Origin of the sequence: Plantactinospora siamensis (assembly GCF_042434095.1) — a bacterium.
Lineage (GTDB): Bacteria > Actinomycetota > Actinomycetes > Mycobacteriales > Micromonosporaceae > KBS50.
In genome coordinates, this window is record NZ_JBHLUE010000001.1 from 193,985 (window position 1) to 216,929 (window position 22,945).

Genomic DNA, 22,945 nt, shown 5'->3' on the forward strand with positions numbered 1-22,945 from the left:
ACGAGGGGTTCGCAGCCGCTACGGAACTGTTACGGAAGGAGCCGGCACCGACACGCACCGGCGATCCGTCGGCTCGTCCACCGCGCGGCCGGCGCCATGCTGCCCGGACCTGCGCTGACCGGCAAACACTAGCCGCAGCGGTCTGGGACGGCGAAGGCGACTCACGCGCGGGGTGGACCAAGCGCTGCAACTCTGGCACCGGGGCGCCGGCAACACAAAGCCGCGTTATCAAGCCGTTAGTCGCCCGTCGCCGGCCCGAGATTGCGGGCAGGCCCGACATACCCCATCGCATCGGCCCTGACCAGCGAGTTTTGCCCGTCGTACGGCGGTTTTCAGAAAAACGTAATATCGGTCACCATGACGTACCCACCATCCGCCCCGGCACTGACCGACATCGAGCGCGTACTCGCGGTGTTCGCGCATCCGGACGACATCGACTTCGGCTCGTCCGGCACGGTGGCCGGTTGGGTGGCGGCCGGCATCGAGGTGACGTACCTGCTGGTGACCCGCGGCGACGCCGGCGGCTTCGACGACACCCCCCGGCACGAGATGCCCGACATCCGCGAACGGGAGCAGCGGGCCGCCGCCGCGGCCCTCGGCGTCGCGCGGGTCGAGTTCCTCGACGGGTACGCCGACGGCACCCTCACGCCGAGCCTCGACCTGCGCCGGGACATCACCGCGGCCATCCGCCGGCACCGGCCGGACCGCATCCTCACCAGCTCGCCGCTGCGCCGCTGGGAACGGCTGTCCGGCCCCAGCCACCCCGACCACCTGGCCACCGGCGAGGCCACCACCTGCGCGATCTACCCGGACGCCCGAAACCCGTTCGCCTTCCCCGAGCTGCTCGACCAGGGCCTCAAGCCGTGGGTCGTGCGGGAGGTCTGGTACGCCGGCGGCCCGAGCCCGGACCACGTGGTGGACGTGACGGACCAGTTCGACCGGAAGCTCGCGGCGCTGCGCGCGCACGCCTCGCAGACCGCGCACTTCGACCCGGCCGAGTGGCTCCGGGACCGGATGACCGCCGCCGCCCGGGACGCCGGACTGCCGTCGGGCCGGCTGGCCGAGGCGTTCACCGTGCTGCGTACCGAATAAGGGCGGTGCCCCCGACGCCGTGGCGTCGGGGGCACCGGAGACGGGTGTCGCGGGATCAGACGGTGAACCGCACCCGGCGACGACGGACGATGGCCACGGCCACCCCGCCGGCCACCAGCAGCAGCAGGCCGGCGCCCACCATGAGGCCGGTGGACGAGCCGGTCACCGGCAGCGCCGGCCCGGACGGGCCGCTCGGGCTGGCGCTCGGGGCGGCCGTCGGGCTGGCCGGACCGGTCACAAAGTTGGCCGAGGCCTGCGCCTTCACCTGCTCGCCCACGGCGCCGCCGAGGATCAGCTTCTGCGCCTTGCCACCGACGTGCAGGAAGACCCGACCGGTGGAGACCGAGCCGGAGCCGGTCGCGGTCACCGAGACGGTGCCGGCGCCCTCGGCGGTCAGCCAGAACTTCTCGCCGTTCGCGGTGGTGGTGACTTGCTTGCCGTCGGCGTCGACCGCCTGGCCGCCCTGGACGTCCAGCTTGATCTCGCCGCCGGGGCCGGCGACGGTGAACGGACCGGCCTTCGAGCCGACCGGAACGTCGGCCGCCTTGCCCGGCTTGATGCTCAGGCTCGGCTTGGGCTCCGGAACGGCGGTCGCGTTCTCGGTCAGGTAGGTGTAGATCTTCTGGACCACCGCGTACTGGTCCTCGTCCAGCAGGCCCTTGCCGGCCTCGAAGCCGCCCAGCTTGACGCCGTCACTGAACTGCCAGACGGCGGTCTGGGTGCCGAAGTAGAGCAGCTTGCGCTGGGCGTCGGCGTTGAGCCCACCCGGCATCCGTGCGCCGGCCGCGGCGAGCAGCTTGTCCTCGGTCACGTTCGGGTAGCCGTGCGTGAGCACCCACTGCACCTTGCCGAGGTCCTGCACCTCGGAGGCGTCCCAGGTGCCCTCCTTGTATGCCTCGTTCATCGCGATGTTGGTGTTGAAGTCGATGCAGTATGCGATGACGGCCTTGTCGCCGATCTGCAGCTGGAACCCCGAGGTCTGCCGGGGCTTCTCGTTCAGCATCAGGGTGACGCTGCTGTTCGCGAGGCCCACCGGCCTGCCCTCGGTGGCCGGCTCGGCGGCGGCCGGGCCCGCGACGCCGAAGGTCAGCGCGGCACCGGCGATCGCGGCCAGGGCCGTACGGCCCCAACGCGCACCTGTTCTTCCGAACATCAGGATGACTACCTCTCCCCAGGGGGTCGCCCCGCCCGCTGGGCGGGCGGAGGCGGTACGACGAAGTCGTCGCGGGGCTTTTACCGGACAGCGAAGTCGAATCCGGGCCTGAGCCGCCGTTCACGACGCGAAGGGGATTTCAGCACAAGCAGCGACGTTTGTCAGCAGGCAGCCGCCACATCAGTCACATCTGTACCATTGGTAACACCCATCGGGGGCAAATCTCACACCAATCGGCGGTCCGCGGCCCAGCGGGACAGCTCGTACCGGTTGGACATCTGCAGCTTCCGGAGCACGTTCGACACGTGGGTCTCCACCGTCTTGATGGAGATGAACAGCTCCTTGGCGATCTCCTTGTAGGCGTAGCCGCGCGCCAGCAGCCGCAGCACCTCCCGCTCCCGGTTGGTGAGCTGGTCCAGCTCCGGGTCGGCGACCGGCGCGTCCGGCCGGGCCGCGAACGCGTCCAGCACGAAGCCGGCCAGCCGCGGGCTGAACACCGCGTCACCGTCGGCCACCCGGCGGATGGCCGCGGCCAACTCGTCCGGCGAGATGGTCTTGGTGACGTAGCCGCGGGCGCCGGCCCGGATCAGCCCGATCACGTCCTCCGCCGCGTCCGAGACGCTCAGCGCCAGGAACTTCACCTGCGGATGGGTCCGCCGTACGGCATCCAGCACCGCCCGCCCGCCACCATCCGGCATGTGTACGTCGAGCAGCACCACGTCCGGGTTGCTGGCGCCGATCCGCGCCACCGCCTCCGCCACCGTGCTGGCCTCACCGATCACCTCGACGTGCACGCCGAGTTCGGCGCGGACACCTGCCCGGAACATGGCGTGGTCGTCGACGAGGAACACCCGGAGCGGCCGTGACGGGGTGTGCTCCCCACCGGTCTCCTCCAGCGGCCGATCTTCATCCATGACTACCTGTCCCTTCCTGTCGCGGCCCGGTCGCCGGGAGTCGGCAACGTCAGCCGCACCTCGGTGCCCGAGCCCGGCTCACTGCGGATCTCCGCCCGACCGCCGTGCCGGTCCATCCGTCCGATGATCGAACCACGTACTCCGTGCCGGTGATCCTGCACGCTCGCAGGGTCGAAGCCGGCGCCCCGGTCGCGGACGAACACGCTGATCTGCTCCGGCTCCACCTCGGCATACAGCGAGACCGTCTGCACCTTGGCATGCCGCGCGGCGTTCACCAGCGCCTCCCGGACGGCCGCCACCAGGGCGTCGACCCGCTCGTCGGTCTCCCGGTCGCCCACCACCACCGCCTCGACGCTGATCGCGTACGTGTCCTCGACCTCGGCGGCCGCCTGCTCCAGCGCCGCGGCGAGCCGCTCGTTCGGCGAGGCCGTGGGCTTGTACAGCCAGTTACGCAGCGAACGTTCCTGGCCCCGGGCCAGCCGCTGGACCGTCTTCACATCGCCCGCGTTGCGCAGGATCAGGGCGAGGGTGTGCAGCACCTGGTCGTGCACCATCGCCGCGAGCTCGGCCCGCTCCTGCTCCCGGATCCGGCCCTCGCGCTCGGCCCGCAGCTGGTTGTAGGTCCGCCAGAGCACCGGGGCGGCGACCACCCCGACCCCGGCCAGGCCGACGAGCGCGAAGATCACGCCGTACAGGACGGCGTTGAAGTTCTCCTGCGGCGAGTACACGGCCGCGATGCCGATGATGCCCACCGCCACCAGCACCCCGCCGCCGATGAAGCGCAGCACGAACGCGCGCCGGTCGCTCTCCTCGACGACCGCGCCCAGCCACGGCACGCTGCCGCTCCACTGCCGGCGCCGTTCCGGGGCGGACTGGTGCCAGATGACCCCGGCGCCGACGGCGATGATCGCCACCAGCCAGCCGGCCGTGCTGGCCACCCCGACCGAGTCGAAGAGCAGCACCTGCACCATGATCATGCCGAGCCCGATGGCCACGAACGGCAGCAGTTGGACCAGGTCGCGCCGGGGCGCCGGCTCGGCCGCTCCCGGCCGCAGCGGCACCACCGCCCAGAAGGCCGCGTAGAGCAGCACGCCGAGGCCGCTGAACCCGAGCAGCACCACGAACGCGACCCGGACCCGCATGACCGAAATGCCCAGGTGTTCCGCGATGCCCGTGGCCACGCCGGCCACCATGCGGTGGTCGCGTACCCGGTAGAGGCGGGGCGGTTCGGTGGCGATGCTGATGGGTGGCTCCCTGGTCGTGCCGCCGGGCCGGGCGCCGTGGTCGCGGCGCGGGCCCGGCGCCATGGTCTGGCGCGGGCCCGGCGGCGGCAGCCTGGCGCGGTGGGACGCCGGTGCGCCGCCGGGTAGTCCGATCGTCACACGCCGCGCGGCCGCTGACCACGGGGACGTCCCCGACTTTGCCGGTCGGACAATCTCAGGGTGGCGTCAGGGTCGGCTCCTGAGGCAGGTGGGCGGGCCGCGCGCCAGGATCGGGGCATGACCGAACAACCCGCCGAGCCGCGCGGGGCGCGGACGCCGGACGGCGCCGCATCCGCGCCGCCACCGCCGTCGCCCGCCCCGCCGACGCCCCACGTCGACGCGCCGGCGGGCCCCTCCGACAGTGCCGAGCCACCGCGCGAGCCGTACGCCCCGACGACGGCCGCGGACCCCGCCGGCGCCGCCGACGAGCCGACCCGGGACCTCGGCGCGGACCCGACGCGCGAGTTCGGCACGACGCCGACCCGCGAGTTCGGCACGACGCCGACCCGCGAGTTCGGCACGGAGACGACCGGCGCCGACGTTCCACCGCCGACCGCCGGCGCCGACGTTCCACCGTCGGGTGACGCCGGGGGTCCGCCGGGGGGCGCGGACATCCCGCCGCCGGGGGGCGCCGACGGCCTGCCGCCGGGCGGTGCCGGGGGCTGGCCCCCGCCCGGGCCGCCGCCCGGGGGCGCCGGCTTCACCTCGCGGTACGGGCTGGTCCGCCCCCGCCAGGGCCGCTACCTCGCGGGGGTCTGCGCGGCCATCGGCCGGGCCACCAACACCGACCCGGTGCTCTGGCGGGTGCTGCTGGCGGTGCTCGGCTTCTTCGGCGGGATCGGGATCCTGATCTACCTGGCCGCCTGGCTGGTCATCCCGGCAGAGGGCGACACCGCCTCACCGGTCGAATCCATGCTGGGCCGGGGCCGGTCCAGCATGTCGCCGATCATGGTCATCGTGCTCGGCGTCCTGGTTGCGGTGATGTTCGGGCTGATCGTGACGGACAAGTTCCGCGCGGTCCTGCTCGGCGCGGCGATCGTCATCGGGGGCGCGCTCCTGCTGAACCGCAACGGCGGCGGCCGGCTGGGGCAACCCGCCGGCGCGCCGCCGCTTCCCCCGGGCGGGCAGCCCGGGGCCGGCTGGCCGGGTCTGGGGGGGCCCGGCCAGCCGGCGGAGGGTCAGGCCGGCGGTTTCGGCCGCACCGGTGGCCCGGGCGGGTGGGGCGGCGCACCCGGCGGCCTGGACCAACCCGGCGGGATCGCGCCGGCGGCCGGCGCGCGGCCGCCCGAACCGGCCACCTCCGGCATCGGGACCGCCGGTCCGGCGCCGAGCCTCCTCGGGACGGGAATCGGGTACGGGCAACCGGCCGCCCCGCCGGCCCCGAGCGGTCCGGTCCCGTCCTGGCTGAGCCCGCCCGCCCCGCCGAGCGCCGGGTACCCGGCCACGAGCGAGTTTCCGGCGGCCACCCCGCTGGGCCCGACCCTGGACCGGGGGTACCGTCCGGCGTTCGCACCGCGTGGGCCGTACGCGACCGCCCCGGCGGCGCCGTACCCACCGGCGAGCCCGCCGCGGCCACCGAAACCGCCCAAGGAGCGGTCGCCGCTCGGCGCGGCCACGTTCTCATTGATCTTCGTGGCCATCGGTGTGGTGACCGTGCTCGACCTCACCAACGCGGTGCCGGTCACCACATCCGGCTACTTCGCTGCGGCGCTCGTGACGATCGGGCTCGGCCTGCTGGTGGGCGCCTGGTTCGGTCGGGCCCGCTGGCTGATCGCCCTCGGGCTGGCAGCCACGGCCGCGCTGGGCATCTCGACCCTGGCCGAGTCGTCCGTCGACGACAACAATGGCCGGGTGGACTGGCGACCGGTCAGCTACGACCAGCTGGCCGAGACGTACGAGAACTCGTTCGGGGACTCCAACCTTGACCTGCGGCAGGTCGACTTCACCGGCCGGGACGCCACCGTCGCGGTGCGGGTACAGGTCGGAGCGCTGCGGGTGATCGTGCCGCCGAACGTGGACGTGACGACATCCGTCGATCTCGGCGCGGGTGACGCGCGGGTGTTCGACAGCGGGTGGAGCGGCATCCACGGCGGCAGCCGGGAGACCACCGACCTCGGCCCGGACGGCCCCGGCGGCGGCAAGCTCCAGTTGAACCTGCGGGTCGGCACCGGCCATGTGGAGGTATCCCGATGAAGGCGCACCGCACCGACGGTCTGTCGTTGACCTTCGCCGTCCTCTTCCTGACCGTCGCCGTCTGGTGGCTGGTCGGCCAGCTCCTCGATCTGGCGCTGCCCGCCGTCGGCTGGTTCGTGGCCGGTGGGCTCATCGTGATCGGGGTGCTGGGCCTGCTCGGCGCGCTCCGCGCCGGCAGCGGCCGGACCGAACCGGCCACCCAGCCGCACCCCGGCAGCGGCGCGCCGGTCGGCACGCCGAGCGGCAACGCGCCCTTCGGGACGCCGAGCGGCGACGCGCCCTTCGGGACGCCGAGCAGCAACGCGCCCTTCGGGACGCCGAGCAGCAACGCGCCCTTCGGGGCACCGGCGGCGGGGCCGTTCCCGCCGGGCGACCCGGGCGGTTGGTACCCGACCAGCGGCGGCCCCACCGGGTACCCGTCCAGCGGCGGCCCGACCAGCGGCGGACCCGCCGCGTACCCGTCCAGCGGCGGCCCGACCAGCGGCGGACCCGCGGCGTACCCGATCAGCGGCGAGGCCGGCGGTTCGACCAGCGGCGGCCCGGCGGCGTATCCGACCAGCGACGAGCCCGGCGGCCGGCCGAGCGCGCCGGATCCGGCGGATCTGGCGGACCCGGTCGAGCCGAGCCATCCGGGCACCGGACCGGCCGAGCCCCGACCGGGCCGCGCCGGCGAGCGGGGCGGGGACGAATCGGCCTGACGCCGCGGTCGATGTCTGCACGGCCGGCCGCCGCCTATGCTGGCCGGTGGCGGTTCCCACCGCGGGCCGTCCTGGCACCCCGCCCACTGCCGCGGTCCCGGCACGCCGCCCGGAGAGCTGCCGGCACGAACAACCCAAGGAGTTCACCAGACATGGCCCAGTCCCCGGCCGTACCCGCTGTCGGCGCCGGCGAGGTACCCATCGGCGAACGCGCCGCCCGCGCCCTCACCGCCGAGTTCGCTCGGCACCAGGGCCCGAAGACCGGCCTGGTGGTCGGGGCGGCGGCGGGCTCGGCCGTGCTGGCCGCGGCGATCGACGGGCTGCTGCCCGGGGACTCGCTCACCCTCGTGCCGCACGATCCGGCCGGGGCCGCGGACCTCCGCGCCCACGTCACCGCGCAGGGTCAGTGGGTCGAGGAGCGCATCCGGGTGGTCGACTCGCTGGTCGAGGCCGAGCCGGCCGACGCGGTGATGGTGGCCCAGGCGTACACCGGAGGCGCCGAGGACGCCCGGTCCGCGCTCGACGGGTTGGCGAAGCACCTGGCCGAGGGGGCCGTGCTGAGCGCCGCCGTGCCGGCCCAGCCGGGCGGTACGGCCGGCGCCGCGGCGGAGTTCGACCGCCAGTCGATGCTGTTCGGCGTCGGCAGCGACCTGGTGCTGCGCAACCGGCCGCCGCTCCGGGTGCACCGGCTGCGCTACACGCCGGCGGCCGTGGGCACGGCGGCCCGGCTGGCGCCCGCGTACCGGACCTCCAGCGTGCCGCTGACCCGGACCATGCACATCGACTCCAACGGGGTGGCGGCCGGCGGCCTGGCCCTAGGACTGGCCGGCCTCGCCCGGCTCACCCGGCCGAAGTCCCGGCTGTGGCTGGTGCCGGCCCTCGCCGCGCCCGTGCTGGCGGCCTTCTTCCGGGACCCGCAGCGGGACGTGCCGGAGGACCCGGACGCGGTGGTGGCCGCGGCCGACGGGCAGGTCCTGTCGGTCCAGCGGCTCACCGACGAGCGCTTCGGCGCCGGCGAGTTCCTCCGGGTCGCGGTCTTCCTCTCGGTGCTCGACGTACACGTGAACCGGTCCCCGGTGGCCGGGAAGGTGGTCGACTACTTCGTGGCCGACGGCGGTTTCGCGGCCGCCATGCGGCCGGATGCCGAGCACAACGTGGCCGCGTACACGGTGCTGGACACCGACCGGGGGACGGTGGTGGTGGCCCAGCGGACCGGGCTGATCGCCCGCCGGATCGTGCAGCGCGCGCCGGTCGGCACCCTGCTGGCCCGCGGCGAGCGGTTCGGGTTGATCCGGTTCGGCTCGCGCACCGACGTGTACCTGCCGGCGGATCTGGCCGAGCCGTTGGTCGGCCCGGGTGACAAGGTGGTCGGCGGGTCGAGCGTCATCGCGCGCTGGCGCTGAGCGGCGCTCGCCGGGACAGCCGAAAGGGGCGCCCCCGGCGAACCGGGGACGCCCCTTTCGTGGATCGTGCGGTGTTGCCGGGTGGTCAGGGCCGCGCCGCGGCCGCGGTCAGGCCGTGCGGCGCTGGTGCAGCCAGAGCACCGGACCGCTGACCAGGTAGCCCAGCACCAGCAGCGCGAACGTCACCCGGACGTCGATCAGGGCGCCGACCACCGGCGCCAGCCACACCCAGGGCGGCAGCTTGATCAGCCGGGCCACCTTCGCGTACGGGAAGCTGGACACCATGGCGAAGGCCAGCACGCCGACGCCCGCCACCTGGAAGATGCCCGCCACCGGCAGCCCGATCAGCACGGCCAGCGCGAGCACCGCGGCCGCCATGGTGGTCGGCACGCCGCAGAAGAAGCGGCCGTCCTTCGGTGAGACGTTGAACCGGGCCAGCCGGACCGCCGCGCAGGCCGCGACGAGCGCGCAGGCCACCCCGGCGGCCGCCGTGGAGACGGCGCCGGCCAGCGACGCGTAGACCACGACCGGCGCGGCGAGGCCGAACGAGCACATGTCGGCGAGCGAGTCCATCTGCGCGCCGAACGGGCTGGCCACGCCGAGCCGCCGGGCCAGCGCGCCGTCCAGACCGTCGAAGGCCACGCAGGCGATCAGGCAGCCGGCGGCGATCCGCACCTCGCCGTGCATGGCCAGCAGGATCGCCGTGATCCCGAGCATGAGGCTGGCGAGCGTGCACGCGTTCACCAGGGCGAACCGCAGCCGTCGGGCGACGGTGCGCTCGCCGGGCAGCAGCGGGATGGCCATCCCGGCGCCGGACGCGTCCACCGGTGTCGAGGGGCCAACGGCCGGGCTGATCGGCCGAACCGCCTCGACGGCCGGCTCGGCGTACCGGCTCCGGGCGTACCGCCCGACCGCGCGGTGCCCGTCGCTGTGGTAGTGCTCCGAACTGACCAGACCGGCCGCGCCGCCAGCCTGGTGGCCTCGCCGGCCGACCCGGACCTGCAGCACCCGGCTGGCGAGGGTCCCGCTGCGTCGCAGGCCTCCGGTCCAGCGGCGTCCCGCGGGGCGCGGGCTGTCTGCCGTACGACGCCGGCGCCAAGGGGCTCTCGGCACATTTCCTCCATCACTGGAACGCCTGCGCCGCCCGTCGCGGGCGGCCGTCCGGCTGTGTCCTACCGGGTGAATGACCCGGCAACCGATCTGGGCGGCCTACACCATCGCACAAACCCAGGGCGATGGCGATAGCTGTGAGTGGTGCTTTCTCCCATCAACGCCGCGATTCCCGCAAACCTTCCCAGTCTGCTCCAAACGGCACATCTTCGGTCCCGGCACCCAGCTCGTCAGTCTAGCGGAGCCATTCAAAGCGGTCTGTTCAAGGGTCCCTTATGGGAGATATTGAGTGGTTACCATCCGCGCGACCCCGGTGAGCGGCAGCCCCGGCAGCGCGGCCGGGTCGAACCAGCCGGCCCCCGCCGTCGACCCCCCGGTCGCCTCGGTCACCCGTACGTCCGTTGGTACGTCGACGACGACCCGATAGATCACCCGAACCACGTGCCAATCCATCGGGTACCCCTCCGGGCCCATCGCGGTCGGGTTGTGCGAGGAGTCCACGGCCAGCAGCCCGGTCACCCGGCCCAGCTGGTCCGCCTCCTCCACCAGCTCGCGCAGCAGCCCGGTCACCGGCTGCTCGCCATGATCGGTGCCGCCGCCGGGCAGGTGCCAGCGACCCGCCCCCGGATAGCCCTGGGCGATGCGGGTCAGCAGCACCCGGCCAGCCGGGTCGGTGACCAGCCCGTACGCCCCGAACCGCTGCCCCCTCCCGGGTGGCGGGGGCGGCAGCGGCGACCCGGACCGACGCATCGGAGCGCTCGGCAGCGGACTGACCGGGCAACCGAGCAGTTCCGCGGTGAACGGCATGAGCGGCAGGCCGACCAGCTCGTCCGGAGTGATCCACCGGACCTGGTCCGTCCCCCCGGCCGACTCGGCGCGCAGCTCACCGCCGGTCGAGCGCACCTCGTACACGATCCGGTCGAGATGCAACTCGATCCCGAGGTCCGGACGGAGCCTGATGTCCGACACGGCGGCCAGCGGCCGGACCGGCTCGATCGTCAGCCCGGTCTCCTCGGCGAACTCCCGAACCAGCGCAGCGTCCGGGCGTTCGCCGTGCTCCAGCCCGCCGCCGGGGATCTGCCAGACGCCCGGCACGTCGGTCGCAACGGACGCGCGGACCAGCAGCACCGTGTCGCCGTTCCGGCACAGCCCGTACGCGCCGATCCGCCGCCGCCGCTCCACCCGCGCCCACCCCACCCGTCCGCGCTCCCAGATCAACACATCATCGGTGATGTCGGGGCGTCGGCACCCGGCGGACCCCCCAACATCGCCGGCGTCGTGTTGATCTTCGAGGCGGCGGGGTCGGGGCGGCCGGGCGGAATCGGCCGGAGGGTGCTCAGCGCAGGCCGGCCACCCGGACCGCCTCGGCGGTCACCTCGGTGAGAAGGTCCGCCGGCAGCGCCGCCAGCTCGGTCGCGCCGAACCAGCGGGCGTCGCAGGTCGATCCGCCGACGTCGTGCACCGTCAGGGGCGCCGGCTGGTCGATCAGCACCCGGTAGAAGGCCCGTACGCCGTGCCAATCGATCGGGTAGCCCTCCGGCCCGAGCGAGGCGGCGTCCCGGTGACTGGCCACACCCAGCAGCTCGACCAGCCGGCCCTGCTGGCCGGTCTCCTCGAGCAGCTCGCGCAGCAGCGCCGACCCGGGCTGCTCGCCGTAGTCGGTGCCGCCGCCGGGCAGGTGCCAGCGGCCCGCGCCCGGATATCCGGCCGCGATCCGGGTCAGCAGGATGCGCCCGCCCGGGTCGGTGGCCACCGCGTACGCGGCGAAGCGCTGGGCCCGGTGCAGGCCGTCCGGACCGGGCACCGCGTAGAACGACGGGAAGTCCGGCACCTCGTCCGGGCACAGGTCGATCGGCGCGGGTTGCAGTCCCAGGGCGCGGGCCGTGAAGGGCCGCAACGGCAGCTCGCGGGCCTCGTCCAGGGTGACCCACCGGGCCAGGTCGGTGGACTGGCCCTCCCGGTCCCACAGGCTGCCGCCGCGCACCGAGACGTGGTAGAGCAGCCGGTCGGTGTGGATGGTGACGCCGCGGTGCGGCATCGACCGCATGTCGGCCAGCACGTCCCGCAGGCCGGCCACGCTCACCGACAGGCCGGTCTCGGCGGCCGTCTCCCGCACCACCGTGTGATGCGGGTCCTCGCCATGATCAACGGCGCCGCCCGGCAACGACCACACCCCCGGGGTGCCGGACCGGGGCGAGGCGCGGACCAACAGCACCCGACCCTCGCCGTTGACGCAGACTCCGTAGGCCGCGATCTTGCGAAGCGGCTCCAGCGTGATGGTCACGAGTCTGAATTTTCCTCCGACCGACCCGGTCGGCCACGATTTGAGTCGGATTCCTGACAGCCGGCTCGCGGCTCAGGGGCGGGTCAGGGTATTGATCCGGGCCCTTCCCGAGGCGACCCGGTCGCCGGCGCGGAACCGTTGAGGCATGACCCACCCGTCCCTCCCCCAGGCCCCGTACCGCCAACTCCGCCGACCCACCACCGACCGCATCGTCGCCGGGGTGGCAAGCGGGCTCGGTCGCTACTTCAACGTCGACCCGACCCTGGTCCGGGTGTGCTTCGCGGTGGCCGGCCTGCTCACCGCGGGCGTCGCGCTGCTCGCGTACCCGATCATGTGGTTCCTCATGCCGGAGGAGCCGGCGGACGCCCCCGCCTGGCCGCACCCGCCGGCCGGGCCCACCGCGCCGCCGCCGGCGGGGCCCGCGTCCTGGTGATCCGCGGCCGCGGCCGTCACTCCCACTCGATGGTGCCGGGCGGCTTGCTGGTGATGTCCAGCACGACCCGGTTGACCTCCGGCACCTCGTTGGTGATCCGGGTGGAGACCCTGGCCAGCACGTCGTAGGGCAGCCGGGACCAGTCGGCCGTCATGGCGTCCTCGCTGGAAACCGGCCGCAGCACCACGGGGTGGCCGTACGTCCGGCCGTCGCCCTGCACCCCGACGCTGCGCACGTCGGCCAGCAGCACCACCGGGAACTGCCAGACCTCCCGATCGAGCCCGGCGGCGGTCAGCTCCTCGCGGGCGATCAGATCGGCGGCGCGCAGCACGGCCAGCCGCTCCCGGTCCACGGCGCCGATGATCCGGATCGCCAGCCCGGGTCCGGGGAACGGGTGCCGCCAGACCATGGCCTCGGGCAGGCCGAGGGCCAGCCCGAGGGTGCGTACCTCGTCCTTGAACAGCGTCCGCAGCGGCTCGACCAGCGCGAACCGCAGGTCCTCCGGCAGCCCGCCGACGTTGTGATGCGACTTGATGTTGGCCGTGCCGCTGCCGCCGCCGGACTCCACCACGTCGGGATAGAGCGTGCCCTGGACCAGGAATTCGACGTCGCCGTGCGCGGCCACCTCCCGGGCCGCGGCCTCGAAGACGCGGATGAACTCCCGACCGATGATCTTGCGCTTGAGCTCCGGGTCGCTCACCCCGGCGAGCGCGCCAAGGAAGCGGTCGGCCGCGTCGACGACCTTGAGCTTGATCCCGGTGGCGGCCACGTAGTCCTTCTCGACCTGCTCGGCCTCGCCGGCCCGCAGCAGCCCGTGGTCGACGAACACGCAGGTGAGCTGGTCGCCGACGGCCTCGTGCACCAGCGCGGCGGCCACGGCCGAGTCCACCCCGCCGCTCAGGCCGCAGATGACCTCCTTGTCGCCGACCTGCTCCCGGATCCGGGCCACCTGCTCCTCGATGATGTTCTCGGCGGTCCAGGTGGGCTCGATCCCGGCGATGTCGTAGAGGAAGCGGCGGAGCATCTCCTGGCCGTGCGCGGTGTGCCCCACCTCGGGGTGGAACTGCACGCCGGCCCGCCGGCCCGCCAGGTCCTCGAAGGCGGCCACGGGGGCGCCGGCCGACTCGGCGGTCACCGTGAACCCGGCCGGCGCCGCCGTCACGCTGTCGCCGTGGCTCATCCAGACCGGCAGTTCGGCGGGCAGCTCCCGGAGCAGGGTCCCGGCCTGGGCGCGGGTCCGCAGCGGGGTGCCGCCGTACTCCCGGTTGCCCGTCCGGGCCACCGTCCCGCCGAGCGCCTGGGCCATCGCCTGGAAGCCGTAACAGATGCCGAAGACCGGCACGTCGGCGGAGAACATGCCGGCGTCGATCCGCGGCGCTCCCGGCGCGTACACGCTGGCCGGTCCGCCGGAGAGGATGATCGCGGCCGGGTCCTTGGCGAGCATCTCGGCCACCGGCATGGTGTGCGGGACGATCTCCGAATAGACCCTCGCCTCCCGCACCCGCCGGGCGATGAGCTGGGCGTACTGGGCTCCGAAGTCCACCACCAGGACCGGGCGCGGGGTGCTCATGCGCGTGATCCTACCGAGCGTGACGGCCGAACCCGGCACGCGGGCGTCCGGCGGGCCTTCCTACCCAGGATGCGACACGCGGGCCCCGCCTTACCGGCGGAGTGCGCCGGGGGCGTCCGCCGGGACGGCCGGGCGGCGCGGCGGGACCGGGTCCAGCCGGCGGTACGGTTCGCCGGGCGCCGGCCGCGGGTCGGGCTCGCCCCGGTTGGGCCAGAACGACATGGCCCGCTCGGCCTGCGCGGTGATGGTCAACGACGGATTGACGCCGAGGTTGGCCGTCACCGCGGCGCCGTCCACGACGTGCAGCCCGGGATGCCCGAACACCCGGTGGTACGGGTCGATCACGCCGGTCTCCGGGCCGGCGCCGATGGCCGCGCCACCCAGGATGTGCGCCGTCATCGGAATGTTGAACGGCTCGGTCACGGCCCCGCCGGGGATCCCCCCGATCTCGTCGGCAAGCAGCCGGACCGCCCGGTGCCCGTCCGGGATCCAGGTCGGGTTGGGCGCCCCGTGGCCCCCGCTCGCGGCCAGCCGCCGCCGACCCAGCCAGCCCCGCTGGTAGTGCGTGGTGAGCGAGTTGTCCAGCGACTGCATCACCAGGGCGATCACCGTACGCCGGGACCAGTCCCGGACCGAGAGCATCCGCAGCGCCACCCCGGGCCGGCCGATCAGCTCACCGACCCACCGGCGCAGCCGGTGCGGCCCGCCGTCCACCAGCAGCGACTGGAGCAGGCCCATGAAGTTGGAGCCGTGGCCATACCGGACCGGCTCGACGTGCGTGTGCGGGTCGGGGTGGAAGCTGCTGGTGATGGCCACGCCCTCGGTGAAGTCCAGCCCGCGCCGCCGGGCGTCCGGCCGGGGGACGGCCGCGCCCAGGATGGCCTCCGAGTTGGTCCGGGTCAGCGCTCCTACCTGCGGCGACAGCCGGGGCAGCGCGCCGGTCGCCCGCATCTCGTGCAGCAGCCGTTGGGTGCCGAGCGCGCCGGCCGCGAACACCACCTGGTCCGCGTGGATCGTGCCGGGCCGCCGGCGCGGCCAGGCCCCCGTGCGGACGGTCCGGACCACGTAGCCCGCGCCGTCGGGCGCCGGCCGCACGGCGGTGACCGTGGTGCGCGGGTGGACCTGCACGCCCAGCCGTTCGGCCAGCCACAGGTAGTTCTTGACCAGCGTGTTCTTGGCGCCGTGCCGGCAGCCGGTCATGCAGGCGCCGCAGTGCAGGCAGCCGGTCCGGGCCGGTCCCGCGCCGCCGAAGTACGGGTCCGGCACCACCTCGCCGGGCCGCCCGATGTGCACCCCCACGGGGGTCGGGTGGAACGTGCCGCCCACCCCCATCCGGTCGGCCACCGAGCGCATGGCCCGGTCCGCGCTCGTCATGATCGGGTACGTCGTCACCCCGAGCATCCGTTTCGCCTGGTCGTAGTGCGGCGCCAGCTCGGACCGCCAGTCGGTGATGTCCCGCCACTGCGGATCGGCGTAGAACTCGTCCAGCGGCTCGTAGAGCGTGTTCGCGTACACCAGGGAGCCACCGCCGACGCCCGCGCCGGAGAGCACCAACACCCCGGCCCCGCCCCGGCGGCCGGCGGAGCGGAGCAGGGTGATCCGCTGGATGCCGAAGCAGCCGAGCGCGGGCGCCCAGAGGAACCGGCGGGTGTCCCAGGAGGTACGCGGGAACTCGTCGTCGGCGAACCGGCGTCCGGCCTCCAGCACCGCCACCGAGTAGCCCTTCTCGGCCAGCCGCAGCGCGGTCACGCTGCCCCCGAAGCCCGACCCCACGACGACCACGTCGTACCGCATGACAGCCATCATTACCGACAAGTAGCTTCCTGGCTACGGCCGGATCGCTCCCTCCGTCGGGTTGGGTCCATCGGACAGGGGCGGGCAACCGTTCGGGGGGCTGGGGCGTCTGACATCGAGAACGACGTTGAGGATGGTCGGCATGGCATTCAGACGACGGCTCACCCGGTTGACTCAGGCACGTCCCGGGCTGTCCACCCGGACCCTGACCGCGACGCTCGCCGCGATCACGCTGGTCGGGCCGGTCCTCACCGGGTGCAGCCACCACGGCGGACCGGCGGCAAGCCCGTCGACCGGGGCGCCGGTGAGCCCCAGTACGGCCCCCGGGCCGACGGGTTCCCCGGCCGCGCCGCTGGGCGCCGACATCACCGGTCCGCTCACGGTCCTGCTGGCCGGGGTGGACACCCGGGTGAGCGTGCCGGGGTGGCAGCCACACTCCGACGCCGTACTCATCATGTGGCTGCCCCGCGGCCTCGACCACGCGTACCTCTTCTCGCTCCCCCGCGACCTGGTGGTGGACATCCCGGCGTTCGCGCCGGCCGACTTTGCCGGGCAGCACACCAAGCTGACCCACGCCATGAGCTATGGCAGCCGGGTGCCGGGCAAGCCGAAGTCGCCGAACGTCCGCCAGGGTTACGACCTGCTGTCCAAGGCGGTGTCGCGGTACACCGGGATCCCGCGGTTCGACGCCGGCGCCGTGCTGACGTTCACCGGGATGACGCGGCTGGTGGACGCCCTGGGCGGCATCGACCTCACCATCGACCAGAAGGTGGTCTCCATCCACCGCCGCCCCGACGGCACGATGCGCACCCGGGTCGGCTCGACGTACGTGGGGCCGCAGATGGTCTACCAGCCCGGTCGCCGGCACCTGGTGGGCTGGCAGGCGCTGGACTACGCGCGGCAGCGCTACACGGCCGGCGGGGACTACACCCGGCAGCGGCACCAGCAGCAGCTCATCCGGGCGATCATCACAAAGGTGCTGGACGGCGGGCTGGCCCGGGACCCCGACCGGCTGGACCAGGTCGTGCGGGCGCTCGGCAAGACCCTCACGTACGTGGACGGCGGCCGGCGGATCGTCGACTTCGCCGGTGCGCTCAGCCGGCTCCCGACCGGCGCCATCACGCTGGTGGACCTGCCCGGGCACGGCGTCGGCAGCGGCGCCGGCTACCGGGGCGAGGCGCTGGAACCGGTGGGCGGACAGTTCCTGGCCGCGCTGCGGGCCGGCCGGGTCGAGTCCTTCCTGGCCGCCCATCCGAGCCTGGTGAGCCGCCGCTGACGCATCTGATGGACTTCCAGGGCGGGCCCGGGATGATCAGCAATTCATGCTGGAGATGAGAGAACGGCCGGGGGTCGCCGCATCGGCGACCCCCGGCCATGCCCTCCCTGCTACCAGCCTGAGGGCAACAACCGGTGCAGGTATCCGGCCACGCCTAGACTCGTTACGGTCATTGCGACGAGACCTGCTGCAACACCAACACTGCCACCGGTGCCGGGGGCCGTGCTGGCATAGCTCACCGCTGCAGCCAATAGGCCGACCGGCAGCGCGATCGCAATGATGACCAGTCCCCGGAGCGACATGAGCTGATCCGGCTCGGGTTCATCTCCGCCGGGGGGCGGCGTGATAGGGCGTCTTGACATGCCCGTGTTCCTCTCGTTCTCCGTCGACCATGTGTCATGTGGTCTCGTGCGGCTCGGACAAACCAGAACCCATGCCCAGCAGAAACGTCCGGTCTGGTTACCGCCAAAAGGGACGCTGGACATGGGTTTCAATAGGTCAACGAGCACCACTGCCCGACGGTTGTGAGGTGCCGTCTGCAACGACCGACTTTTTATTTACATCGCACCGTTTGTGCGACTCCCCGCATCGTATTGGCGACGCTCCTGGTTGGTCGTACTGAGGAAGCGCGGATGTTCTTCGTCGGTGCGTGCCTCGGACAAGAACGGCCTCTCTGTTACCGCAGGGGGGCCGTTCGCCCTTCCAGACCCCAGCCGCGCCGCCTAGCGGGACTCCAGGACCGCCAGGTCCCGCTCGGCGAACAGCCGGTGCTCCCACTCCTCGTTGAGCACGACGGACAGGCACTTCCGCACCGGATAGCTGTCGGCCGGCGGCCAGCCGGGCCCCTCGACCGGCTCCGTGAGCCGGTCCAACGACTCGTCCGTCAGCCCCTCAATGATCCGGCGGACCGTGCCCATCCGGTCGCGGCGGATGTCGAGCACCGTGTCGAGCGACGGTCGGGCGGCCCGGTCCCGCGGCATCCCCGGCGTGTCCGGCATCCCGTCCCAGGGCAGGCCCAGCGGGTGCCAGGGCGCCGGGTCGCCCTCGACCGCCCGGCGAACCCAGCAGTCGGTGGCGTTCACCAGATGCCGCAGGGTTTCGATGAACGACCACTCCCCGTCGACCGACTCGTGCAACCGCTCGGCCGGCAGGCGACGGGCGCGTTCGACGGTCCCGTCCCACAACCGTTCGACGATGTCCCACGCCTCGCGGAAGCCGGCCGGGTCGGTGGGGCGCATCCGGGCCCGGTCCGGGTAGCGCCGGTCCAGCTCGGCGTTCACCAGCGGAACGACGTCGACCCCGTTGACCACCAGGTTCTCGAGATAACCGTCGATGTCGACGTCCACCAGCTCGACGCCGCGCATCACCACCCCGGTCAGGTTCGCCTCGCGGAAGCGGGCGCCGGTGAGGTCGGTGTAATCGAACGTGGCGCCGCGAAGATCCGCGTGGGCGAAGTCGGTCATGGCGGCCAACCTAGCGGCCGGCACCGACGAAAACGTCCGGGCCGCGACCTCCGGCGCTCCGCCGGCCGGGGCCCCGCGGACCCCGGCCGGACCCGGCGGTCCAGCTCAGCGCGGGATCGGCGGGGGCAGGCTGCCGCTGAGCCAGTCGGTGAAGAACTTCCCCAGCCGCTGCCCGGAAATCCGCTCGGCGAGGCCCTGGAAGTCGGCGGTGGTGCCGTTGCCGTTCCGCCGCTCGCCCGTCCAGGCGCGCAGGATGGCGAAGAACTTCTCGTCCCCCACCGTCATCCGCAGCGCCTGCACGGCCAGCGGTCCGCGCTGGTAGACGTAGGGCGAGAAGATCCCCTCCTTGCCCGGATCGAGCAGCGGCTGGGTCCACTTCGCCTTCGCGTACTCGGCGGTGAAGCGCTGCCGCACGGTCTGCCCGCCGGTGTGCTCCGTCCACAGCCACTCGGCATAGCTCGCGAAGCCCTCGTTGAGCCAGATGTCGGCCCACCGGGCCAGCGAGACGCTGTCGCCGAACCACTGGTGCGCCAGCTCGTGCGCCACCACGCCCTCGTTGACGCCGTTGGCGAAGAACGTGTTGCCGTACACCGGCCGGGACTGGGTCTCCAGGGCGTACCGGATCCGGTCGTCGGAGACCACTATCCCGCCGTACGAGTCGAACGGGTACGGGCCGAACTGCGTGGCCAGATAGTCGATGACCGTGCCCGTGGCGGCCACCGAGCGCGCGGCCGGACCGTCGGCCGGCAGGCTGTCCGGCACGGCCGTGATCATCGGCTTGCCGGCGTGCGTGGCCTGGTCGACCCGGTATTTGCCGATCACCAGGGTGCTCAGGTAGCTGGCCATCGGCGAGCGCTCCGACCACCGCCAGGTGGTCCAGCCCGCGCCGGCCGGGATGGTCCCGCGGGGCACGCCGTTGCTGAGCGCCACCAGGCCGCTCGGCACGGTGGCCTCGATGTCGTACGTGGCCTTGTCCAGCGGATGGTCGTTGACCGGGAACCAGGTGCTGGCCGACTCCGGCTCGCCGAGCGCGATGGCGCCGTCGGGAGTGGCGAGGAAGCCGTTGTCCCCCAGCTCCGGGCTGCTGATCGGCCTCGGCACCCCGGAGTAGTGGACCTCGGTGCTGAACCGCGCGCCCTTGGCCAGCCCGGTAGCCGGGGTGATCACCAGCTCGTCGTCGTTCCGGGCGCTGGTGGCCGGCGCGCCGTTCACGGTCACCGACTCGACGGTCAGCCCGGACAGGTCGAGGTCGAACCGGGACAGCGCCGCGGTGGCCGTGGCCGTGATCGTGGCCACCCCGGTCAGCCGCTTGGCGGACGGGTCGTACCGCACCTTGAGCCCGTAGCCGGCCACGTCGTATCCGCCGTTGCCGTAGGAGGGGAAGTAGGGATCACCGATCCCCTCCGCGCCGGGCTGGAACGCCGAGCCCGCGGCCGGCCGCGTCGAGCCGGGCTCGGCCCGCCGCGGCCCGTGGGTGCAGCCGGTCAACACCAGGGCGACCGCCACCGTGACCGACGTCAGGCGCCGCCCCGGTCCGGCGAGCGATGGCCGGCGCCCCGTACGCCCGCCGGAGGTCACCGGTCCAGCACCAGCCCGACCCGCTGGAACTCCTTCAGATCGCGGTAGCCGCACTTGGCCATCGCCCGGCGCAGTCCGCCGAACAGGTTGAGCCGGCCGTCGGGCTGGTCGGCCGGGCCGAAGAGCAACTTCTCCATGTCCCCCACCGGCTCGTGGGCGACGCCGAAGGCGCCCCGCGGCAGCGACGGGTGGCTGGCCGCCGAGTGCCACCAGGCGCCGCCGGCCGGCGCCTCGGCGGCCAGCGACAGCGGCTCGCCCAGCATGACCGCGTCGGCGCCGCAGCCCAGCGCCTTGGCCACGTCGCCGGAGGTGCGCAGGTCCCCGTCGGCGATCAGGTGGACGTACCGGCCCCCGGTCTCGTCCAGGTAGTCGCGCCGGGCGGCCGCGGCGTCGGCGATCGCGGTGGCCATCGGCACCCGGATCCCCAGCACCGACTCGGTGGTGGACCACTCGTCCCCGCCCACCCCGACGATCACCCCGGCCGCGCCGGTGCGCATGAGGTGCAGGGCGGTCTTGTAGTCGGTGCATCCGCCGGCCACCACCGGCAGGTCCAGGTCGGCGATGAACTCCTTGAGGTTCAGCGGCTCGTCGGTGGTGGAGACGTGCTCGGCGGAGACCAGCGTGCCCTGGATGACCAGGATGTCCACCCCGGCGTCCAGGATCACCGGCGCCAGCGCGAGGGTGTGCTGCGGGGAGACGCGTACGGCCACCGTGCCACCGCCGGCGCGCAGCTCACGTACCCGCTCGGTGATCAGCTCGGGCCGGATGGGCTCGGCGTAGATCTCCTGGAGCCGCCGGGTGGTCCGGGCGTCCTCGCCCATCGTGCCCAGCTCCTCGAAGAGCTTGGCCGGGTCCTCGTACCGGGTCCACAGCCCCTCGACGTTGAGCACGCCCAGCCCGCCGAGCCGGCTCAGCGCGGCGGCCGAGGACGGGCTCATGGTGGCGTCGGAGGGGTGGCCGATGCACGGGATGGCGAACTCGTACGCGTCGAGCTGCCAGGCGGTGCTCACATCGTCGACGTCACGCGTACGCCGGCTCGGCACGATGGCGATGTCGTCCAGGTGATAGCCGCGCTGCGCGGTCTTGCCCAGCCCGATCTCGACCACGTCACGCATGGGAACTCCACTCATCGAAGGGGTGGGCCGGGGCGCCCGGTCGAGCCCCGGCCAGGGGGCTAGCGGCTGTGGTAGTTGGGCGCCTCGACGGTCATCTGGATGTCGTGCGGGTGGCTCTCCTTCAGACCGGCGGCCGTGATCCGGATCAGCTGGCCCCGGGAGTGCAGCTCGGCCACGGTCTCGGCGCCCGCGTACCCCATGGCCAGCCGCAGGCCGCCGACGAGCTGGTGGGCCACCCGGGACAGCGGGCCGCGGTAGGGCACCTGCCCCTCCACGCCCTCCGGGACCAGCTTCTCCTCACTCGTCACGTCCTGTTGGAAGTAGCGGTCCTTGGAGTAGGACTTCACCTGGCCGCGGGACTGCATGGCACCCAGCGAGCCCATCCCGCGGTACGCCTTGAACTGCTTGCCGTTGATGAACATCAGCTCGCCCGGGCTCTCCTCGGAGCCGGCCAGCAGGCTGCCGAGCATCACCGTGTCGGCGCCGGCCACCATGGCCTTGGCGATGTCGCCGGAGTATTGGATGCCGCCGTCGCCGATCACCGGCACGCCGGCCGGCCGGCACGCCCGGGACGCCTCCATGATCGCGGTGATCTGCGGAACGCCCACCCCGGCCACCACCCGGGTGGTGCAGATGGCGCCCGGCCCGACCCCGACCTTGACACCGTCGGCGCCCGCGTCGACCAGCGCCTTTGCCCCGGCGTACGTGGCCACGTTGCCGCCGATGACGTCGACCGCGGTGTCCCGCTTGAGCGCCCGGACCATGTCCAGCACGGCCCGCTGGTGCCCGTGCGCGGTGTCCACGATCAACACGTCCACCCCGGCATCGACCAGGGCGCGGGCCCGCTTGTACGACTCGTCGCCGACGCCCACCGCGGCGGCCACCCGCAGCCGGCCCGCCCCGTCCTTGGTGGCAAGCGGGTACTGCTCGCTCTTGGTGAAGTCCTTCACGGTGATCAGGCCGCGCAGCCGGCCCGCGTCGTCGACGATCGGCAGCTTCTCCACCTTGTGCCGGCGCAGCAACTCCAGCGCTGCGTCCTTGTCGACGCCCACGGCCGCCGTGACCAGCGGCATCCGGGTCATGATGTCCCGCACCGGGGTGCCCGGGTCGTTGACGAAGCGCATGTCCCGGTTGGTCACGATGCCGACGAGCGAGCCCGAGCCGTCCACCACCGGCACGCCGGAGATGCGGTATTTCCCGCACAGCTCGTCGACCTGGCGCAGCGTGTCGTCCGGGCTCGCGGTGACCGGGTTGGTGATCATCCCGGACTCGGAGCGCTTGACCAGATCCACCTGGATCGCCTGGTCCTCCACCGACAGGTTCCGGTGCAGCACGCCGATCCCGCCCTGCCGGGCCATGGCGATCGCCATCCGGGCCTCGGTGACGGTGTCCATGGGGCTGGACACCAGCGGGATGGTGAGCTCGACGTTGCGGCTGAGCCGGGTGACCGTGTTGACCCGGCTCGGCACCACGTCCGACTCACCGGGCTGCAGCAGCACGTCGTCGAACGTCAGACCCAGCGGCACCACGCGGGCGGAGCCGGCCGGAAGCTCGGGCACCTGTCCACCGATCTGCTGGTGGTCGTCGCCCTGTGGTGAGTTGTCCAC

At 73.3% G+C, this 22,945-nt stretch carries 18 protein-coding genes; 6 read left to right on the forward strand and 12 right to left on the reverse strand.

Going from position 1 to position 22,945, the window contains the following annotated elements; all coding sequences use genetic code 11:
* Positions 1 to 357: 357 nt before the first annotated feature.
* Positions 358 to 1,092: a PIG-L deacetylase family protein gene (locus tag ACFFHU_RS00805; protein ID WP_377334613.1), complete on the forward strand. Its 735-nt coding sequence runs from the start codon at positions 358 to 360 to the stop codon at positions 1,090 to 1,092.
* 55 nt (positions 1,093 to 1,147) lie between these two features.
* On the opposite strand, the gene ACFFHU_RS00810 is transcribed toward ACFFHU_RS00805, so the two are convergent.
* The 3 genes from ACFFHU_RS00810 to ACFFHU_RS00820 all read right to left on the reverse strand — a co-directional run bounded on the left by ACFFHU_RS00810 (position 1,148) and on the right by ACFFHU_RS00820 (position 4,466).
* Complete coding sequence (locus ACFFHU_RS00810; RefSeq protein WP_377334615.1) at positions 1,148 to 2,245, reverse strand: thioester domain-containing protein; 1,098 nt, start codon at positions 2,243 to 2,245, stop codon at positions 1,148 to 1,150.
* A gap of 224 nt (positions 2,246 to 2,469) precedes the next feature.
* The gene (locus tag ACFFHU_RS00815) at positions 2,470 to 3,159 is read right to left on the reverse strand and encodes a response regulator (protein WP_377334617.1); all 690 of its coding nucleotides are present in this window, start codon (positions 3,157 to 3,159) and stop codon (positions 2,470 to 2,472) included.
* Between the two features lie 2 nt (positions 3,160 to 3,161).
* Positions 3,162 to 4,466 carry an ATP-binding protein gene (locus ACFFHU_RS00820; RefSeq protein ID WP_377334865.1) on the reverse strand — a complete coding sequence of 435 codons (1,305 nt, stop codon included), beginning with the start codon at positions 4,464 to 4,466 and terminating at the stop codon, positions 3,162 to 3,164.
* 192 nt (positions 4,467 to 4,658) lie between these two features.
* Between ACFFHU_RS00820 and ACFFHU_RS00825 the strand changes: the two genes are divergently transcribed.
* The 3 genes from ACFFHU_RS00825 (at position 4,659) to ACFFHU_RS00835 (ending at position 8,715) form a co-directional block, all read left to right on the forward strand.
* Positions 4,659 to 6,614 (forward strand): PspC domain-containing protein, encoded by a 1,956-nt coding sequence (locus tag ACFFHU_RS00825; RefSeq protein WP_377334619.1) that lies wholly within the window; start codon positions 4,659 to 4,661, stop codon positions 6,612 to 6,614.
* Positions 6,611 to 7,312, forward strand: coding sequence for a phage holin family protein (locus tag ACFFHU_RS00830; protein WP_377334621.1), 702 nt, complete (start codon positions 6,611 to 6,613; stop codon positions 7,310 to 7,312). Before ACFFHU_RS00825 ends, ACFFHU_RS00830 begins: the two co-directional genes overlap by 4 nt.
* Before the next feature lie 152 nt (positions 7,313 to 7,464).
* Complete coding sequence (locus ACFFHU_RS00835) at positions 7,465 to 8,715, forward strand: phosphatidylserine decarboxylase (RefSeq protein WP_377334623.1); 1,251 nt, start codon at positions 7,465 to 7,467, stop codon at positions 8,713 to 8,715.
* Positions 8,716 to 8,823: 108 nt separating this feature from the next.
* Here the strand turns inward: ACFFHU_RS00835 and ACFFHU_RS00840 are convergent, their stop codons facing one another.
* From ACFFHU_RS00840 to ACFFHU_RS00850, 3 genes are all read right to left on the reverse strand, one after another.
* Positions 8,824 to 9,753 carry a CDP-alcohol phosphatidyltransferase family protein gene (locus ACFFHU_RS00840; protein WP_377334867.1) on the reverse strand — a complete coding sequence of 310 codons (930 nt, stop codon included), beginning with the start codon at positions 9,751 to 9,753 and terminating at the stop codon, positions 8,824 to 8,826.
* Positions 9,754 to 10,098: 345 nt separating this feature from the next.
* Complete coding sequence (locus ACFFHU_RS00845; RefSeq protein WP_377334869.1) at positions 10,099 to 11,007, reverse strand: NUDIX hydrolase; 909 nt, start codon at positions 11,005 to 11,007, stop codon at positions 10,099 to 10,101.
* A 154-nt stretch (positions 11,008 to 11,161) separates the two neighbouring features.
* Entirely contained in the window at positions 11,162 to 12,109 is a 948-nt protein-coding gene (locus ACFFHU_RS00850) for an NUDIX hydrolase (protein ID WP_377334625.1), read from the reverse strand.
* A 145-nt stretch (positions 12,110 to 12,254) separates the two neighbouring features.
* On the opposite strand from ACFFHU_RS00850, the gene ACFFHU_RS00855 reads away from it, so the two are divergent.
* A complete protein-coding gene (locus ACFFHU_RS00855) occupies positions 12,255 to 12,542 on the forward strand; it encodes a PspC domain-containing protein (protein ID WP_377334627.1) in 288 nt (95 codons plus the stop codon).
* A gap of 16 nt (positions 12,543 to 12,558) precedes the next feature.
* Here the strand turns inward: ACFFHU_RS00855 and guaA are convergent, their stop codons facing one another.
* Positions 12,559 to 14,112 (reverse strand): glutamine-hydrolyzing GMP synthase, encoded by a 1,554-nt coding sequence (gene guaA / locus ACFFHU_RS00860; protein ID WP_377334629.1) that lies wholly within the window; start codon positions 14,110 to 14,112, stop codon positions 12,559 to 12,561.
* 90 nt (positions 14,113 to 14,202) lie between these two features.
* Positions 14,203 to 15,906 carry an FAD-dependent oxidoreductase gene (locus ACFFHU_RS00865; RefSeq protein ID WP_377334631.1) on the reverse strand — a complete coding sequence of 568 codons (1,704 nt, stop codon included), beginning with the start codon at positions 15,904 to 15,906 and terminating at the stop codon, positions 14,203 to 14,205.
* A 142-nt stretch (positions 15,907 to 16,048) separates the two neighbouring features.
* Here ACFFHU_RS00865 and ACFFHU_RS00870 point away from each other — a divergent pair, with 142 nt between their 5' ends.
* Positions 16,049 to 17,182 (forward strand): LCP family protein, encoded by a 1,134-nt coding sequence (locus ACFFHU_RS00870; protein WP_377334633.1) that lies wholly within the window; start codon positions 16,049 to 16,051, stop codon positions 17,180 to 17,182.
* 722 nt (positions 17,183 to 17,904) lie between these two features.
* On the opposite strand, the gene ACFFHU_RS00875 is transcribed toward ACFFHU_RS00870, so the two are convergent.
* The 4 genes from ACFFHU_RS00875 to guaB all read right to left on the reverse strand — a co-directional run bounded on the left by ACFFHU_RS00875 (position 17,905) and on the right by guaB (position 22,945).
* A complete protein-coding gene (locus ACFFHU_RS00875; protein WP_377334635.1) occupies positions 17,905 to 18,645 on the reverse strand; it encodes a DinB family protein in 741 nt (246 codons plus the stop codon).
* Positions 18,646 to 18,750: 105 nt separating this feature from the next.
* Positions 18,751 to 20,151 carry a M1 family metallopeptidase gene (locus ACFFHU_RS00880; RefSeq protein WP_377334637.1) on the reverse strand — a complete coding sequence of 467 codons (1,401 nt, stop codon included), beginning with the start codon at positions 20,149 to 20,151 and terminating at the stop codon, positions 18,751 to 18,753.
* Positions 20,152 to 20,219: 68 nt separating this feature from the next.
* A complete protein-coding gene (locus ACFFHU_RS00885) occupies positions 20,220 to 21,338 on the reverse strand; it encodes a GuaB3 family IMP dehydrogenase-related protein (protein WP_377334639.1) in 1,119 nt (372 codons plus the stop codon).
* Between the two features lie 59 nt (positions 21,339 to 21,397).
* A complete protein-coding gene (guaB, locus tag ACFFHU_RS00890; protein ID WP_377334641.1) occupies positions 21,398 to 22,945 on the reverse strand; it encodes an IMP dehydrogenase in 1,548 nt (515 codons plus the stop codon).

Bases quoted from the DNA above. Each gene is read 5' to 3' on its own strand.
- ACFFHU_RS00805 (WP_377334613.1), top strand. From the start codon at position 358: ATGACGTACCCACCATCCGCCCCGGCACTGACCGACATCGAGCGCGTA.
- guaA (WP_377334629.1), bottom strand. From the start codon at position 14,112: ATGAGCACCCCGCGCCCGGTCCTGGTGGTGGACTTCGGAGCCCAGTAC.
- ACFFHU_RS00865 (WP_377334631.1), bottom strand. From the start codon at position 15,906: ATGCGGTACGACGTGGTCGTCGTGGGGTCGGGCTTCGGGGGCAGCGTG.
- ACFFHU_RS00820 (WP_377334865.1), bottom strand. From the start codon at position 4,466: ATGGCGCCGGGCCCGCGCCGCGACCACGGCGCCCGGCCCGGCGGCACG.
- ACFFHU_RS00875 (WP_377334635.1), bottom strand. From the start codon at position 18,645: ATGACCGACTTCGCCCACGCGGATCTTCGCGGCGCCACGTTCGATTAC.
- ACFFHU_RS00855 (WP_377334627.1), top strand. From the start codon at position 12,255: ATGACCCACCCGTCCCTCCCCCAGGCCCCGTACCGCCAACTCCGCCGA.
- ACFFHU_RS00815 (WP_377334617.1), bottom strand. From the start codon at position 3,159: ATGGATGAAGATCGGCCGCTGGAGGAGACCGGTGGGGAGCACACCCCG.
- ACFFHU_RS00830 (WP_377334621.1), top strand. From the start codon at position 6,611: ATGAAGGCGCACCGCACCGACGGTCTGTCGTTGACCTTCGCCGTCCTC.
- ACFFHU_RS00825 (WP_377334619.1), top strand. From the start codon at position 4,659: ATGACCGAACAACCCGCCGAGCCGCGCGGGGCGCGGACGCCGGACGGC.
- ACFFHU_RS00870 (WP_377334633.1), top strand. From the start codon at position 16,049: ATGGCATTCAGACGACGGCTCACCCGGTTGACTCAGGCACGTCCCGGG.
- ACFFHU_RS00835 (WP_377334623.1), top strand. From the start codon at position 7,465: ATGGCCCAGTCCCCGGCCGTACCCGCTGTCGGCGCCGGCGAGGTACCC.
- ACFFHU_RS00885 (WP_377334639.1), bottom strand. From the start codon at position 21,338: ATGCGTGACGTGGTCGAGATCGGGCTGGGCAAGACCGCGCAGCGCGGC.
- ACFFHU_RS00810 (WP_377334615.1), bottom strand. From the start codon at position 2,245: ATGTTCGGAAGAACAGGTGCGCGTTGGGGCCGTACGGCCCTGGCCGCG.